The following is a 15,713-nucleotide window of genomic DNA, read 5'->3' on the forward strand; positions in this document are numbered from 1 at the left end:
CCCCCCTCTCTCCCTTTTTTGGGGAGAGTTTTTTTTGGCTAATTTTCCCTGTTAACGGGGATAAATCTCGGTGACAACTCGATCGGGGGAGCTACTACTAACAACAATGTTATTATCTTCTAAAGTTCCGATCGCTTTATCGCCAGTGAGATTAAATTTTGGTTCCTGTTGTTCATAGATAATATTCCCCTCGGCCTCGACAATTTTTTCCGACATTTTCCAAGTTAAAATCTGACTATACAATTGCGCCCCAGTTTTCTGATTAATTCCCTTAACCCCGTCCTTGAGATAAGCGATGCGATTGCCTAATTCCACCACCACACGATTACCAGTAATAGTGATTTGATCTTGATATTGAAAAATTTCCGTGGGGCGATCGGAAGTTAAGGTACGATTTTGATAGTTCCAAATTGCCTGAGAACCAGAAATCTGTAAAGGTGGTTCTAAAGAGCGATATTCGAGGTTTTCTTGCAGGATAACCTGATTATTTTTTCTTTCCCAACGACCACCGATAGCAGTAAGGCGATCGATAATAGTTTTATTAATATAGCGATCAAAAGCGACTTTTTGATCGGTACTAATGACCTGTTGCGGAATTTCCCAGTACAGGCGCTCGGTTTGCAGGACGACACGAGATTCCTTGGCGGTAGCCACCACTTGACCTTGTAATTCTAGTTTTTCTTGGCGCGTGTCGTAGCGTCCTTGGCGGGCCTTGGCTTCTAGTTGTAGATGACTACCTTTGATCCCTTTGGGGGAGATTAAAATACCTTCCTTGGGTAGCCAACGCAATTCAGGAGCGTTAATAATGGCTTTATTGCGGGGATCTACAGCCACAATATTATCTTTGAGGAGAATTTCCTGGCCTTCCTTGTAAACTTCACCGCGGTCAGCACTAACCTGTAAAACTACTTTCCCATCTTGATAGATATTACCCTTGATATTTTCCAGACGGGCAATTTTTTGGTCTTGGGTGTAGGTAGCTTTTTTGACTTGAATTTTCCAGAGGGGTTGTCCCGAGGGGTTAGCCTGTTCTAAGGTGGCATTATTGAGAATTAGGCGGCCAGTTTCTTCAATTTTAGGCGATTCTGTCGGCGAAATTGTCGGCGGATCGGGAGGTTGACAGGCTGTTAATCCCAGCAAACCGATTAGAAGGGCAGCCCCGCGCCCAATTGATAATTTTAATTGTAACCGCTGCCTCAATTTCGATCGCTCCGCTGCTATTTTCTCTCCTCCCAGTGTAGGGTAAGGGGTCGCCCCTTGACCGGTTGAAAGTAGTTCACTCGCTAGTTTTGCTGGGAAAAACCCCCGGTTGAACGGTGAGAGTTTGTTGTTTACCCCTGCGGTTAATCTCGATTTCCAGATTACCACCGATCGCACTGGTTTCTACACCTTGCTGCACATCGGCGGCGGTTTTAACGGGGTTTCCTGCCACAGTTTCGATGATATCACCCGCTTGCATTCCGGCTTTTTGAGCGGGGGAATTTTCCACCACTCGCAGGACGATTACCCCTTCATTTTGGTCAATATTAAAGTTTAATTCTTTAGTTTCGTTCAATTGCTGCCGTAATTCTGGGTTTAGCGTCACCATGTGGATACCGATGTAGGGATGTTCCGCTTTACCCTTGCTAGATAGCTGTCCCGCCACTTTTTGGGCGGTTTCGATGGGAATAGCAAACCCTAAACCCTGGGCATCGGCCCGAATTGCCGTATTAATGCCGATAACTTCCCCCTTGGCGTTTAGCAACGGGCCGCCGGAATTGCCGGGGTTAATAGCGGCATCGGTTTGAATAAAACGAACCCGTTTATCGGGAACCCCCACTTCGCTGCTAGTGCGTCCTAGGGCGCTAATAATGCCCACTGTCACCGTATTATCTAAGCCCAGGGGATTGCCAATAGCGATCGCCCACTCCCCGGGGATTAAAGTTTCGGCCTTGCCAAAAGTCACCGTCGGTAAATTTTTCGCCTCGATTTTCACCAGGGCCACATCGGTCATATTGTCAACCCCCAGGACTTTACCTTGATGAGTTTGACCGTTTTTCAAAGTCACTTTTACTTGGGTTGTCCCTTCCACCACATGGGCATTAGTTAAAAGTAGTCCATCTGTACTAACAATAAACCCGGAACCGGTTCCCCGTTCCAAATGCTCCCTGGGAATCGGCACTTCATTACCAAAAAAGCGCCGAAAAAAGGGCTGTTTAAATTCTTCGGGAATTTGGTCGGCCACTTCCCGGGCCGAGTCAATCCGCACCACCGCCGGCCCGACTTTCTGCACGGCCTGGGCGATAAAATTAACATTGCCGTCGTTTTGGGGAATAACAGGGAGAGAGAGGGAAGCGGGGAGGATTGCCGGCGGTTTATTTACCTCTAGGGGCGCTTTTCTGCTTAAATACTGATTTCCTAGCACACCCACAGTACCGCCTAGGGCGAGTAATCCCAGTGAAATCCCCAATCTTGTCAATAAACCCATAAGCTCTAGCCCTAAAATGTCGTGTGCGGTGGAATCGGCGCCAAACTTACCTACAATTATAGGCTGTCTTTTTTGTCGGTAGGGAAGAATCAATGGGAACTTACCCCGTTCACCCGTCTTCTTTTAGCGGTAAAATCACGAAACAGCTATGAGAATCTCAGTTCATGCAATTGTTTGATCGCATCCGTTTAGGGATAGCCGTAGCGGTGGCTAAAACCGTTACTGCTGTGGTTAAAGGACTCCGTTTAGGGGCTGCCAGCGTCTTGCCGGGGGAAATAGCCCGTCGTCTCCATCCCCGTTTGTTGCCGCTACTCTGTGGGCAAGTCCGAGGGGGGGTAATCTTGGTGGTTGGCACGAATGGAAAAACTACCACTTCCCTACTCCTAAGAACTATTCTAGAGCGTCAAGGGGCAAAAGTCACCCATAATACCACTGGGGCGAATTTAATTAATGGTTTAATCACTGCTTTATTGGCCGATGCCAATTTATTCGGCACTTTAAAGGCTGATTATGCCATTTTAGAAGTGGATGAAAATATTCTCCCTTTGGTTTTAAAAGATTGTCGTCCTCGCGCTATTTTAGCTCTCAATTTGTTTCGCGATCAACTCGATCGCTATGGGGAAGTGGATACGATTAGTCGCCGTTGGCAAGGGGCCATATCTCCCCTACCCACCGATACTTTAGTGATTCTCAATGCTGATGATCCGACCCTTTCCCATTTGGGTCAACAACTGCCCCAAAGAGTTGTATATTTTGGCTTAAGTGAGCCGGAATTATATCTAGAAGAAATTCCCCACGCTGTGGATTCTATTTACTGTCCTAAGTGTGGCGCTTCTTTGGATTATCGTGGGGTTTATCTCTCCCATTTAGGGGATTTTAGTTGTCCTAGTTGCGGCTTTAAAAAGAGTAGTCCTGCTTTTCATAGTCACGATTGGCCGCAGATTTTAATCGGTGTTTATAATAAATATAATACTTTAGCGGCGGGTTTAGTAGCCCAGGAATTAGGGATTAAAGATCGAGAAATTTTTGAGACAGTTCAGGGTTTTAAAGCGGCTTTTGGTCGAGCGGAAGAATTAGAAATTGAGGGTAAAAAAGTTAGAATTTTACTGTCTAAAAATCCTGTGGGTATGAATGAAACAATTCGCGCAGTGGCTGATATTTTACAGAAAGAAAAGTCTTCTACTACTCTCTTAGTTCTCAATGATCGCATCCCCGACGGTACGGATGTTTCTTGGATTTGGGATGTGGATACGGAAAAATTAACCCGTTTGGGAACAACTTTAGTAGTAACGGGCGATCGACTTTATGACATGGCTTTACGCTTACAATATAGTCAGGATAGTCTCGCTTATCCCGTTAATTTAATTGTTGAATCCGAGCTAAAAAAAGCGCTCCAAATTGCCCTTAATAACACCAAAAATGAGGAAACTTTACATATTTTACCCACCTATTCTGCTATGTTAGAAGTACGAGAGATTCTCACGGGACGAAAGATTTTGTAGAAATTAGAAAAGGGGGACATAAGCGCAAGCTTACATTAGCTTTTTTTGTGAGATGCTTACACGCAGTTGTTCAGATATTTGTAATAATTTTTGATATTTCTACAAACTTGAGATGCAGTCCGTCTCCTGTCTCCTGTCTCGGAGTCTCCTGTCTCGGAGTCTCCTGTCTCCTGTCTCCTGTCTCCTGATTAAAAATTATGCAAGAAATAGAACTAAAAATCGGCTGGTTGTATCCGACCTTAATGAGTACCTACGGCGATCGAGGTAATGTTATTACTATTCAAAGAAGATGTCAATGGCGTGATATTCCTGTGACAATTATTCCCCTAGATGCTCAAACAGAAGCCGAGACATTTTATCAAGTAGATATAATTGTTGGGGGTGGGGCGCAGGATCGGCAGCAGGAGATCGTTATGCGGGATTTACAGGGGAGAAAAGCAGCGGCGATGAAAGAACAATTATCGGCAGGAATACCGGGAGTTTTTACCTGTGGTTCCCCACAATTATTAGGACATTATTACGAACCAGCTTTCGGTCAAAGAATCGAGGGATTAGGATTATTAGACCTAGTAAGTAAACATCCCGGCCCCAATGCAAAACGCTGTATCGGTAACGTGGTTTTTGAAATTACTGCCTCCCCCTTAGCGGAGGAAATTAAAGCTATGACTGGGGAAAAACCGCTAGTAATTGGTTTTGAAAATCACGGGGGTCGTACCTATTTACAAACCGTTTCTCCCTTAGGAAAGGTGATTACCGGTTACGGAAATAACGGAGAGGACGGTTATGAAGGGGCATTTTACCACAATGCGATCGCTACCTATGCCCACGGTCCCCTACTACCCAAAAATCCCTTTTTAGCCGATTGGTTAATCAGAAAAGCTTTAGAACAAAAGTATCAAAAACCCGTTTTTTTAACAAAACTTGATGATTCTCTGGCCCTGAAAGCAAGATTTGCCATGTTTGAACGACTAGAACTAACCGGCGTGACCAATAAAGCCTAAACTGGTCATATACACTTATGGCAGGAGATAGTCAAACTAGCCATTAAGAATTTTAATTGTGGCAGCTTATGAAATTATGACTGGAAAAATTATCGATCGTCAAACGGCGGGGTTTCTCGTCCTCATCATTCCCCTAGCGGTGCTAATCATCCTTGTTTTTACCGCTTGGCCATTGATCCTACTTGTCTTCTTCTTAACTCTGGCAGTCAAGGTGTGGCAAGACTATCGCTGGTCAAAATTATCGACGGTGATTAACCCCTATTTCAATCAACTTTTACAGGACAATCAAGGTTGTCTCACCCCGATTGACCTATCGGCAAAAGCCAATCTCACGGCCAAATTAGCCAGACAATTTTTAGACAAAAAAGCTGAGGAATTTGGGGCGCAAAAAAAAGCTGTAGGCGATCAGGGTATGGCCTATTACTTTATCACCGCCAGTACCTTGGGTAGTATTTTTGATGAGAGTGACCCCTCTTTAGAACAAATAGGGGAAAAACAAATTCCTGCGATTACTGCATCGAGATTCCCTCGGACCAATTTAGAGCAATCGCAGGAGACTAAATCCCCCCTGATTGTCGCCGAGAAAAGCGAAAATTCCGTCCCGGAGGTTCCTGTTATTTCCTCCTCCCAACCTCTGACTAATTTAGGTAAATTATTTGAGGAAAAAGAGGAAGAAAATACCGCAGCGATCGCTGTTCAAGAAACGGTAATTCAAGAACCGGAGGAGATAATTAATCCTAGTTTGAACAGTCCTGACAGTTCTTTATCCCAATCAGAATCAGAAGTTAGGGAAGAATCTCTAGCCACTGTATCTGAAACCATCTCATCGATGAGTTTGGCGGATTTGGCTAAACGTTTAGGAGTTACCCCAGCCGTTTTGGGTAGAAACAAAAAAAATAAATCGGAAGCAGAATTTGCCGATTGGAGTCGCATCAGAGATCCCGATGGTATTGCTTGGAAATTTGACGCAAAAAACTCCTTATTTGTGGTCAGCTGATAGGGAATTTGTTTTGTTTTTTAGACAGGCTCAATGCCTGTCTTTTTTGGCTCTACGTCCGACCCCTGTTTCATCTACAAAATTGCCTTCAAGCACCAAAATCTCTTCACCACCGGGATGTCCATGCAGCGGGAAAAAACCACCGGGATAGAATCGAGTCAGCATTGTTACTGGATGATCCTGGATTTCATGGTCAGACTCGAAACAGCCAAACCAAATTCCAGTAAAGTTTGTCTGAAACCAAGTTAATCGTGTGGGAAGCACAGATGTGCGACTTATTGACATACTCCCACCGTCAAGCTAGGCTGTGACGGGGGATTCTTGACCTATCACTATCGTAAATTCCTTGTTCAACGAGACAGCTTAGATTCTCAATGTCTCCACTGAAACCCCAGAGGCCGGACTCTCCCAAGGCGTTTGGGTCGGTTTCTGTTTGCCCAACAGTACCGTTGAGATGATTTCCCAAATATTGCCACCCTTTTTTAAGAATATTTATTGCTGCATTATGATCCCTATCTAAGATTGTTTTACAATTGGGGCATTGATGAGTAAGTGCAATCGCCTATCTTGTAGTGGACTGTTTCAGTTAAAATAGGGCAATAGATTTCGGCTTAAAGTCTTAGATTATAGAATTTATAGCATTTTTCTAATACACCAAATTAGCTGAAACAGTCCAGTAGGGTGCGTTAGTGATAGCGTAACGCACCCATTTTCTTAAGATGGTGCGTTACGGCGCGATAATAATTTAATTATTAACAAATTTCCTTTAAATACGCGCAAACACGCACCCTACAAGCTGATTTAAGAGAAGTAGAATCCTTTATTTAGTCAATGGTTAACATATAATTGAGTTAAGACATTCTCACTCAACGATTTTCCCTATGGCACAAGGTCAGGAACCGAACGATAAAAATTATGAAGTGGAGCGTCAATTGAGGAGTCTTAATCGGCGCCTGGAGCGTCTGGAAGATACCCAAGTGACAGGAAGAGAGCTAAACCGGAGTTTTGATCGAGTCTATGAGGAAATTGATCATCTTGAAGATAAAGTTGATCGGCTTCAATCGAATTTTGAAGAGTTTCGTGATGAGATTAACCAAAAATTAGATACGATTTTACAACATATTACGGGCATCAATTAAATTGACAGCGATCATCAATAAAGTATTATCGTAGGTTGGGTTGAACGATAGTGAAACCCAACACTTTTAAATAATTGAGTTGGGTTTCGTTCCTCAACCCAATCTACAGATTACTAAAAATTGTTGATAAGTAACAATTTTAGTTATTCCAAATTGTTGCAAAATTAATAAATGTTGATCGCCTGTAATTAAAAAGTCAGCTTGACTATCTTTGGCTAAGGCTAAAAGGTAGTTATCTTTAGCATCTCTACAGATATTAATTTTTGATTTAGTCTCAATACATAACCCAATTATGCTTAAAAGTTCAAGTAATTCTTGAACTTTACTTTTGGGAAAATGCTTTTGTAATTTTGGTCTTTTGGTAACAAGGTTAATCTCATTAAGTAGCTGTGGAGAAAAAATCGGCACAAGAGTTTTGGCTAACTGTTTACCAATAAGAAAGCTAATCCAAAGGTTAGTATCAATAATAACTTTAATCGGTGGCTTGTTGTCCATAAATTTCAGCCCTAACTTCCTCCACTTCTTCGGTAATTGTCTCTAGGGAAAGCTCATCAGTTTTAAAGGTTTCTAAAAGTTGGGTTAATTTGTGATTTAAAGTTTCTTTTTCGAGTTCTTTACTGAGTTTTATTTTGTCACTTTCTGGGAGTTGTTTAACCAAATCTAAAATCTGGTCAAAGTTTAAGGTTAGTTGGTAAGTTTTTTGGTTCATTTTCTCAAATTATTGTTTATTGATAAAGTTTAATTGCTCGCAGTGCATACTCAAAACAACGTTCCCGAATATCTATTTGTTTCTTCTATTCTTTTTGATAATTCATAATTCATAATTCAAAAGAAAGGTCTGGTTCAGCCTCTATACAACCGATAAAATCAGACCAATCTTCTGTTCGCTGCTCTTTCATTTCCTGTGGGTTGGGAGAATATCGTTTTTTGAGAATATCTACAAGTTCAAGAATAGTCTGTTGTGCGTCGAGGGGAAGAGACGCAATATCTTCTTCAATTGTTTCTAGGTTTATCATTGTCATTGTTTAAATGCGCGACAGCTTATTCTCATTGTAGCAAATTACTGAAACAATTAGGCTGAAACTAATTCAAATTTAACCTTTATTTTTAGGGCTGTAGCGATGAGATTTAGCAACAAAAAAGAGTTTCCTTCATAGTCAGCATTTTCTAAGGCTTCAATAATAGATTCATCAGTATTAATTAATTCTGCTAAAGCTTTTGTTGAAAGATGATGTGTTTCCTTAATCTTAAATATTTTTCTGGCTACTTCGTCATCAATACGAGCCTTTTCTAATTCTAATTGACGTTCTGGATTATTAGCATAATAACGTTGGTAAAGAATTTGTAAGCCATCGGCTGTCGTTTGGTGTGTATTCATATCAACTCCTGAAAATAGGTGTGTAATTCGGGATTTTTTTCAAATTTAGCTTTGTTTTTAATTGCTTGCTCGATTTCCAGTGGTAGAACTTCTTTTTCTTTAATTATACCATGAGAAATGACCACAGCTTTGTTTTTATAAAAGAAATAAAGAATTCTATAATTTATTCCTTTAAAATTAACTCTCAATTCATAAATTTTGTCCCGCAAAAAGTCTGCTTCTGGTCTGCGTAATTCATATCCTAGTTCTGCCAGTCTTTGTAATTTGATAAAGCATTTGTTTTGAGCTTTGCCAGGAAGACTATCAAGCCATTCTATAATTGGTATATTACCTCTTTCATCTTGGTAAAAAATAAGTTGTATTTTTGGCATATTAAAGCTTTTATATATGTGAGTTTTCTAACAAATGATAAATTAAATAGTGTCAAGTATCGAGTTCCCCAAAAGCTGATGTTTACATGAGCAAAACCCCTCAAATTAGACTTGACAAAAAACCTGAGATCGTTATATTCTACAGGTAACAAGCTTTTAAACGAGAGAGCCACGCCCCACGCACCAATTATATCATTCATTCTACCTGAATATCAAACAGGAACTAGAAACCTGTTACTAGGGAGAGATTACTGCGGGGGGGATATTCGGTAGCAGTTAAATAATCATAATAAAAACCACAGAGGACACAGAGGACACAGTGGCGGCTCTTGTCGGGTGCGTTAGTGATAGCGTAACACACCAATTTTCTTAAGATGGTGCGTTACGGCGCGGTAATAGTTTAATTATTAACAAATCTCCTTTAAATACGCGCAAACACGCACCCTACAAGCTACTAACAAGGCTCATTTTGACTCGTTGATTAAGGGCAGTGGCAATTTTTTGTAGCATTATTAGGGGATTGTCTTGATAGTCAGCGTCTTCTAGATCTTCAATAACGGATTGCTCAACATGGATTAGGTCGGCTAGTTGTTGTTGAGTTAATCCAGCATTCATACGAGCGTCATAAATCAATTGTGCGATTTCTGAGTTGAGGGATTCTAGGGCAATTTGTTCTTTGATTGTGGGATCGTCTGCAATCATTTGGTGAATGATTTTTACGGCATCTGTGGTTTTAGGCATTGTTTATTTCTCCTTGATAAGTATGAAGTTCTGGATTTTGTTTAAATTGTGCTTTTCTTTGGATAATTCTCTCGATGTCTTGTGAGGGAACGGCGGAAGTTTTTTTGATAAGAGCATGACCAATAATTGCTATATTTTGACCATGATAAAAATAGAGGATTCGATATTGTATGGTTCCCTGTTTGGCTCTAAGCTCCCAGATATCATTTCTGAGATAATCGGCAGCAGGGCGGCGCAGTTCATGACCTTGTGCGGCAAGTTGTTCGATTTTGGTTATACATTTGGCAAATCCTTTTTTATCAGTTTTGAGTAATTTCTGAAGCCACTCAACAACGGGTGAGATGCCTTCTGCTTCTTGATAAAAGATGATTTTTGTCTTTGGCACGTTTCTTTTGAAATAGTATGCGATGAAAAATCAATAAATGTAATCAGGTGATGGTAATGGGTATCGAATTGCTGGATAGCTCATAACCTCGTTGAAAAGAATTATGCGATCGCCCCTTGTTTATCCCCTAAATTAAACTTAGAAATTCCGCGATAATAGACATCAACATCGTTAAGTATCGAGTTCCCCAAAAGCTGATGTTTACATGAGCAAAATCCCTCAAATTAGACTTGACAAAAAACCTGAGATCGTTATATTCTACAGGTAACAAGCTTTTAAACGAGAGAGCCACGCCCCACGCACCGATTATATCATTCATTCTGCCTGAATATCAAACAGGAACTAGAAACCTGTTACTAGGGAGAGATTGCTACGGGGGGATATGCGGTAGCAGTTAAATAATCATAATAAAAACCACTCCAGACACAGTAGCGGCTCTTGTAGTGGACTGTTTCAACTAAAATAGGGCAATAGATTTCGGCTTAAAGTCTTAGATTATAGAATTTATAGCATTTTTCTAATACACCAAATTAGCTGAAACAGTCCAGTAGGGTGCGTTAGTGATAGCGTAACGCACCAATTTTCTTAAGATGGTGCGTTACGGCGCAATCATAATTTAATTATAACAAATCTCCTTTAAATATGCGCCTAACACACCCTACAAGCTACTTAACGGTGTTAACTCCCTACAAGAATTTAATTGGAAACACCTAATTCTTTTAGTCTATCCAGAGAGTTTTGATACCAAGTTTGATTATTTTGTTGTCGATGAAGTTGGGATGCTTGGCGAAAATCCTTAATTGCCTTTTCATTGTCATTTAATTCTTTGTATATTAAACCGCGATTATAGTAGGGAACAGCAAAGTCAGGATTGAGTTTAATTGCTTGATTGTAGTCGGCAATCGCGCCTTGCTTATCTCCTAAATTATACTTAGCCCATCCGCGATTATTGTAGGGAAAAGCAAAGTCGGGATTGAGTTTAATGGCTTGATTGTAGTCCTTGATCGCCCCTTGTTTATCTCCTAAATTATACTTAGCCCATCCGCGATTATTGTAGACATCAGCATCATCAGGATTGAGTTTAATCGCTTGATTGTAGTCTGCAATCGCTCCTAGTTTATCTCCTAAATTAGACTTAGCACTTCCGCGATCATAGTGGGCATTAGCATAGTCAGGATTGATTTGAATTGCTTGATTAAAGTCCGTGATAGCCCCTTGATTATCTCCTAATTTATACTTAGCAACTCCATTATTATAGTAGGCTACAGCATCGTCAGAATTGAGTTTGATCGCTTGATTTTGATCCGCAATCGCCCCTTGATTATCTCCTAAATTATAATTGCCTATACTGTAAATTGCTAGTCCGATCACCCCCCCAAATACAATCATCCCAATGCCGTTATATAGCCATTTACGTCTAGTTATTCCTGATGGATTCTTAATTTTTCTCTGAGGAGGAGGTGAAACGGGGGGAGGTTGTACTACAGATCTACTTGAGGGAGGATTATTCAACACTGTCAGAACTTCTGAAGCTGATTGATAGCGCTGACTAGACTTATCTTCTAACATCTTGTTGAGGAGATTCGCTAAAAAATCACTAATTGATCTTTTTTGCGATTTTAATACCGATTGCCATAACCATCGCCGCTGATTCACATCATAGACCGAATCAGGCAAATTACTGTTACTTTGGGGGAAACATCCTGTTAATAAACGGACACAGGTAGCGGCTAAACTATATAAATCACTAGCGGCGACTGCACTGCCCATGATATGTTCATAAGCAGCATAACCCGGAGTATATAAACCTGTCCCCATTTGGGAGGTTTGCTCTTTAATTCCCCCAAAATCAATTAACATCAATTTACCGTCACTCCGACGACGCATCAGATTATCCGGTTTGATGTCACGATGGATCAATCCTTTAGAATGGAGATAGACAAGGACTGGTAATAATTGCTGTAATATTTCCTTGATTTTCTGTTCACTAAATCTTCCTTCTCTTTGATACTCTTGAAGCAGGGTTTCTCCTTCAATAAACTCCTGCACTAAATAGAGGGAGTTCCCCTGAGAGAAGTAATCATAAACGGTGGGGATTTGTTCGTATTTTAATTCGTCTAATTTTTCCGCTTCTCTTTGAAATAACTCCTTAGACTTCTCCAGAGCAGCTCCCTGCATTTGAGCGATAAATTTTTTAATAACCCGGGGTTTTTGATTAAAATTCAAGTCCTTAGCTTGATAAGTTCTACCGAATGCGCCTTCGCCTAATACTCCGACAATGAGATAACGGCTATGAAAAGAATATGATTGGCTAGTTTGGCTTAAATTTCCGCCACATCCTTGACAATAGCTATAATGAGTCGGATTTTGAGGATGGGAACATTCGGGATTGAGACAGTAGAGGATACTCATAAATCATCTGGAGGAATTTGATTAAGTACCTAAAAAAAATTGATGATCTCATTGAGAGAAGATGTGTAGGCTCCCTTAGGCGGTTACAAATCCGGTCAAAAAACCAAAATTAACAATCCGCCGTAACGCACCAATTCTATCATTAATTCTACCTGAATATCAAACAGGAACCAGAAGCCTGTTCCGCGGCAGTGGGAGTTAGGGGTTGCTAACAGGGGGAACAGTGATGACAAAGCGGATAACAGTTCCGATAACTGCTGTTGCCAAGATGGTGATTAATGCCCAAATTTGGGCTTTCTGGGAGCCTTTAATCTCTTTTAAATCACCTTGTAAGGTGTTGAATTCTCCCTGTAATGCCTTGAGGTCTCCCTTGACTTCGGCCTCGAATCTGACTTGAACAATCCTGATCTCTGTGACATCTTTCTGGAGCGCGTCTAGCTTCTGATTGGTCTCTTTAAGATTCTGATTAATCTGGTCTAGGATTTTTCCTAAATCGGTTTCGATGGTGGGGCCGCTCATGGGTTAGACTCCTAATTAATTGGTGCTGTTGTTTCTGACTTAGATTTCAGTGTTTGAACAAATTGTAAAACTTTTTGTTGCTTTTCCAGTGTCAGTTCTCGCCATTGTTCAAGTATTTCTTCTTCTTTACCCATAAATACCTCGCTCTTCAATTATGAATTGTTGGGTTTTGAGCAAGGCTCATTAATAAAAACCACTCCAGACACAGAGGAAACAAAGATCATATCATTTTGGGTTTGCGGTGGACGTTGTAGAATAGAGAAAACCTACTACGCTGATAGATACCATGCCCTCTCCTGCTATTACCACGATCATCAAGATGGTTGAGTCTCTGCCTGATGAGCTTCAAGAGCAGTTAGTAGAGTACGTTCGAGCTTATATTGCAGAAATTGAAGAAGAAAAACGATGGGATCAGTCGTTTAAACAGACGAAGAATAATCTAGTCGCAGCAGCCCAAAAAGCCAAAGAAGAGATTGCAGCAGGATTGTCCGCACCGAGTTGATTTTCCTTGAGGATGTTTATGGTGATAACTTTAGCACTCCTAGCCTGTGTTAGCCGAGCGCCTAACGGACTATAAATTACATAGCATAGCGACTTTTTTCGGAAGTATCAAAGCGAGCAAGCGTAATTTTTTTGGCGAGGATAGAAGTTTTTTGCGGCAAAAAAACAGAACGTTGCCGGAAATATTCGCTAAAATATTGACGGTAGAGAGGACAACTGACTCGGCAAAACTTACCTTGTCGGTGAATTAGTCCGAGACTTTCTAGGTGAAAAGCGGCAATTAAATCAATTTCTATGTCTTTTTCTGCCATCACCACCTTAGCAAAGATAGCCGCTAAATTGCCTTTTAAGTATTGTAGATGCGAAAGTAAACGTTTAAGATGGTCTGCAAAAATATTACTTTCCTCCTCGATAGAAGTAGCTAGAATGGTTTCTAGGGTACAATTACCCCGATCAATATGATAGCAAGCAAGACGAATTAAATAGGGATTACCCCCTAGAAATATCCGTAATTTTTCGCAGTCAAAATTCTGATCTAATCCCTGTCTTTGACTTAATTCTCGTACTTGTGCGCTGGTAAAATTAGGCAATTCGATCGGTAAACCAAGACTGAAAGGAGATTGATAGGTATCTGAGGTTTTATCAAGCTCCTGTGCAGGGGAATAGGCAACAATTAAACGTAATTTTTGCCAGAGGGGTTTGTTTTTGCCTTCCTCGTGCCAGAGGTGGAGAATACTAAAAAATTCTTCCCTTAGCTGTGGATAGGGGAAAAGATATTCAAGATCATCAAAGGCAATCACTAAAGGGCGATCGAGATGGGAGAGAATATGCTTTTCTAGATAGATTTTACAGTTAATTTTACCACCTAAGAATTCATCCCAATCCTCTGGGAGATGATTGTCTAAATCTAACTGGCGACTAATACTAACACAAAGCCAACGCAGCCAGTGATTTAAATCTTGAAAAATTGATCTTTCTGCTAACCGAAAACTGAAATAAAGGGTATGGTATTGCTGTTGTTGTGCATGATTAATAATTCTAGTCATCAGGGAAGTTTTTCCCATTTTTCTGGCCGCATTAATCCGGATCAGACTACCCCCGCGCAATATCTCTTGATAACAAGTCTGTTCTAGATTATTTCTGTTGATATAAAAGGGGGAATTGAGGGGGACTTGTCCCTCTGGTAACTCAGGCAATAGTTGAGGATTAATAGTGTTAGTTTCTGGTAGGTTAGGACGATAATAATCGCTATTTTCTAAAGTTAAATTAAAAGCTTGAAAACAATGTTTCAGGGTTTGTTTATCCACTCCCGATTCACAAGCAAATACCTTCATCAGAGTATCTACCCCTAAAAGAGTTTTCTCGCTGAGGACTTCTAGGGTGAAACGATGACCGCGATTATCCCGATACTCCGCTTCTTGTTTGGCAGTAAGTAATTTTTCTAGTCCCGTGGAGGTGAGGATAACCCCGCGTCTGCGGCGCTGTTTTTCTGGTTTTTCCATGAGAGTTTTTCCCTGTCCTGAACTCAAACTCTGCACCCCTAGAGGTTTTGAGTTTCCTATAGACTTCTCCTCAACAGGAAAACAATCAATTCCGTAATTTTACTGGTTTAGCCATCGAGAACCTAGGAAAAATAACCAGACCACTTATTTTCTTCCCCGTCTGAGTTATTTCTGGGATAGGGGTAAATCTTAGCCTACTTGCTGACGATAGCTATTCATTTCTAGGCTATCTTCCCCATAAAGATCCTCAATGTGTTCATGACAACAATCGATCGCAAATTGATCGAATTCTCCCGGTGCAATTTGATACATTTTGGCAAAAATATCGGGTTGAACACGACAAAATTCTGGTCTCTGGTCATAAATGGTACAGAGACGGGTTTGGCGATCAAAGTGTATACACCAACCTTCTTCCCCCACCATGCTGAGATATTGACTTAATTGTGCGGGAGTCAGATATTCTTCTAAGTCAGGACGCTCATCGGGATTTAGTTGACAACAAGCTCCACAATTTTTAATACATTTCCAATTGGCCATATAACCGGTGTGCCACGATGAATTAATCCTAGTACCTACTGACTAGCTTACCAGCAATCAGTCCCAATTTTGCCTTCCAGCAGCAATTCCCCTCAATAGTTTTAATCTAACCCGGCGATCGGGAGTGAAAGCTTGACGAGGCAAGGATCGAATAAAATGGGCGTTGTAAGGGTCGAACTTACGGCATCCTGCTTGTAAGGCAGGCGCTCTACCACTGAGCTAAACGCCCGAATTAATTTCGTACTTTCTCAGTATAACATA

Annotated in this window: 20 protein-coding genes, 1 tRNA gene and 1 pseudogene; 5 read left to right on the forward strand and 17 right to left on the reverse strand. The window is 40.9% G+C overall.

Annotation, left to right across the window (positions count from 1 at the left end):
• Positions 1–51: 51 nt before the first annotated feature.
• On the reverse strand, positions 52–1,200 hold the full coding sequence (gene lptC / locus IM500_RS05125; protein WP_190723712.1) for an LPS export ABC transporter periplasmic protein LptC: 1,149 nt from the start codon (positions 1,198–1,200) through the stop codon (positions 52–54).
• A 76-nt stretch (positions 1,201–1,276) separates the two neighbouring features.
• Complete coding sequence (locus IM500_RS05130) at positions 1,277–2,467, reverse strand: HhoA/HhoB/HtrA family serine endopeptidase (protein WP_147068702.1); 1,191 nt, start codon at positions 2,465–2,467, stop codon at positions 1,277–1,279.
• Positions 2,468–2,631: 164 nt separating this feature from the next.
• Here IM500_RS05130 and IM500_RS05135 point away from each other — a divergent pair, with 164 nt between their 5' ends.
• The 3 genes from IM500_RS05135 to IM500_RS05145 all read left to right on the forward strand — a co-directional run bounded on the left by IM500_RS05135 (position 2,632) and on the right by IM500_RS05145 (position 5,967).
• Positions 2,632–3,969, forward strand: coding sequence for a Mur ligase family protein (locus IM500_RS05135; protein ID WP_190723713.1), 1,338 nt, complete (start codon positions 2,632–2,634; stop codon positions 3,967–3,969).
• Between the two features lie 197 nt (positions 3,970–4,166).
• Positions 4,167–4,970, forward strand: coding sequence for a type 1 glutamine amidotransferase (locus IM500_RS05140; protein WP_190723714.1), 804 nt, complete (start codon positions 4,167–4,169; stop codon positions 4,968–4,970).
• A 76-nt stretch (positions 4,971–5,046) separates the two neighbouring features.
• The gene (locus IM500_RS05145; protein WP_190723720.1) at positions 5,047–5,967 is read left to right on the forward strand and encodes a hypothetical protein; all 921 of its coding nucleotides are present in this window, start codon (positions 5,047–5,049) and stop codon (positions 5,965–5,967) included.
• Between the two features lie 30 nt (positions 5,968–5,997).
• Here IM500_RS05145 and IM500_RS05150 read toward each other — a convergent pair whose 3' ends face one another.
• On the reverse strand, positions 5,998–6,231 hold the full coding sequence (locus IM500_RS05150; RefSeq protein WP_249267838.1) for a cupin domain-containing protein: 234 nt from the start codon (positions 6,229–6,231) through the stop codon (positions 5,998–6,000).
• A 31-nt stretch (positions 6,232–6,262) separates the two neighbouring features.
• Positions 6,263–6,517: pseudogene (locus tag IM500_RS05155) on the reverse strand (zinc ribbon domain-containing protein); the annotation flags it as partial.
• Positions 6,518–6,848: 331 nt separating this feature from the next.
• Between IM500_RS05155 and IM500_RS05160 the strand changes: the two are divergent.
• A complete protein-coding gene (locus IM500_RS05160) occupies positions 6,849–7,106 on the forward strand; it encodes a hypothetical protein (protein ID WP_147068706.1) in 258 nt (85 codons plus the stop codon).
• A gap of 93 nt (positions 7,107–7,199) precedes the next feature.
• Here IM500_RS05160 and IM500_RS05165 read toward each other — a convergent pair whose 3' ends face one another.
• The 10 genes from IM500_RS05165 to IM500_RS05210 all read right to left on the reverse strand — a co-directional run bounded on the left by IM500_RS05165 (position 7,200) and on the right by IM500_RS05210 (position 13,046).
• The gene (locus IM500_RS05165; protein ID WP_287737887.1) at positions 7,200–7,601 is read right to left on the reverse strand and encodes a putative toxin-antitoxin system toxin component, PIN family; all 402 of its coding nucleotides are present in this window, start codon (positions 7,599–7,601) and stop codon (positions 7,200–7,202) included.
• Positions 7,579–7,815, reverse strand: a complete 237-nt coding sequence (vap15, locus tag IM500_RS05170; protein WP_061432407.1) for a type II toxin-antitoxin system VapB15 family antitoxin — start codon at positions 7,813–7,815, stop codon at positions 7,579–7,581. Before vap15 ends, IM500_RS05165 begins: the two co-directional genes overlap by 23 nt.
• 109 nt (positions 7,816–7,924) lie before the next feature.
• Positions 7,925–8,128, reverse strand: coding sequence for a hypothetical protein (locus IM500_RS05175; RefSeq protein WP_190723717.1), 204 nt, complete (start codon positions 8,126–8,128; stop codon positions 7,925–7,927).
• 50 nt (positions 8,129–8,178) lie between these two features.
• On the reverse strand, positions 8,179–8,484 hold the full coding sequence (locus IM500_RS05180; protein ID WP_002732780.1) for a helix-turn-helix domain-containing protein: 306 nt from the start codon (positions 8,482–8,484) through the stop codon (positions 8,179–8,181).
• Positions 8,481–8,855, reverse strand: a complete 375-nt coding sequence (locus IM500_RS05185) for a type II toxin-antitoxin system RelE/ParE family toxin (protein WP_002734817.1) — start codon at positions 8,853–8,855, stop codon at positions 8,481–8,483. The genes IM500_RS05180 and IM500_RS05185 overlap by 4 nt, the downstream gene beginning before the upstream one ends.
• 444 nt (positions 8,856–9,299) lie before the next feature.
• The gene (locus IM500_RS05190; RefSeq protein WP_002731911.1) at positions 9,300–9,596 is read right to left on the reverse strand and encodes a helix-turn-helix domain-containing protein; all 297 of its coding nucleotides are present in this window, start codon (positions 9,594–9,596) and stop codon (positions 9,300–9,302) included.
• Positions 9,589–9,981: a type II toxin-antitoxin system RelE/ParE family toxin gene (locus IM500_RS05195; protein ID WP_002775262.1), complete on the reverse strand. Its 393-nt coding sequence runs from the start codon at positions 9,979–9,981 to the stop codon at positions 9,589–9,591. The genes IM500_RS05190 and IM500_RS05195 overlap by 8 nt, the downstream gene beginning before the upstream one ends.
• 696 nt (positions 9,982–10,677) lie before the next feature.
• Positions 10,678–12,393 (reverse strand): serine/threonine-protein kinase, encoded by a 1,716-nt coding sequence (locus IM500_RS05200; protein WP_287737890.1) that lies wholly within the window; start codon positions 12,391–12,393, stop codon positions 10,678–10,680.
• 198 nt (positions 12,394–12,591) lie between these two features.
• A complete protein-coding gene (locus IM500_RS05205) occupies positions 12,592–12,912 on the reverse strand; it encodes a hemolysin XhlA family protein (protein WP_002734355.1) in 321 nt (106 codons plus the stop codon).
• A gap of 11 nt (positions 12,913–12,923) precedes the next feature.
• A complete protein-coding gene (locus tag IM500_RS05210) occupies positions 12,924–13,046 on the reverse strand; it encodes a hypothetical protein (RefSeq protein WP_002800399.1) in 123 nt (40 codons plus the stop codon).
• A gap of 152 nt (positions 13,047–13,198) precedes the next feature.
• On the opposite strand from IM500_RS05210, the gene IM500_RS05215 reads away from it, so the two are divergent.
• Entirely contained in the window at positions 13,199–13,414 is a 216-nt protein-coding gene (locus IM500_RS05215) for a hypothetical protein (RefSeq protein ID WP_002800398.1), read from the forward strand.
• A gap of 76 nt (positions 13,415–13,490) precedes the next feature.
• On the opposite strand, the gene IM500_RS05220 is transcribed toward IM500_RS05215, so the two are convergent.
• The 3 genes from IM500_RS05220 to IM500_RS05230 form a co-directional block, all read right to left on the reverse strand.
• A complete protein-coding gene (locus IM500_RS05220) occupies positions 13,491–14,915 on the reverse strand; it encodes an AAA-like domain-containing protein (RefSeq protein WP_190720482.1) in 1,425 nt (474 codons plus the stop codon).
• Positions 14,916–15,104: 189 nt separating this feature from the next.
• The gene (locus IM500_RS05225) at positions 15,105–15,452 is read right to left on the reverse strand and encodes a YkgJ family cysteine cluster protein (protein WP_190720481.1); all 348 of its coding nucleotides are present in this window, start codon (positions 15,450–15,452) and stop codon (positions 15,105–15,107) included.
• 157 nt (positions 15,453–15,609) lie between these two features.
• Positions 15,610–15,681: transfer RNA gene (locus IM500_RS05230), tRNA-Val, on the reverse strand.
• Positions 15,682–15,713: the final 32 nt, after the last annotated feature.

Source organism: Microcystis sp. M179S2 (genome assembly GCF_020245805.1).
Classification (GTDB): Bacteria; Cyanobacteriota; Cyanobacteriia; order Cyanobacteriales; family Microcystaceae; genus Microcystis; species Microcystis aeruginosa.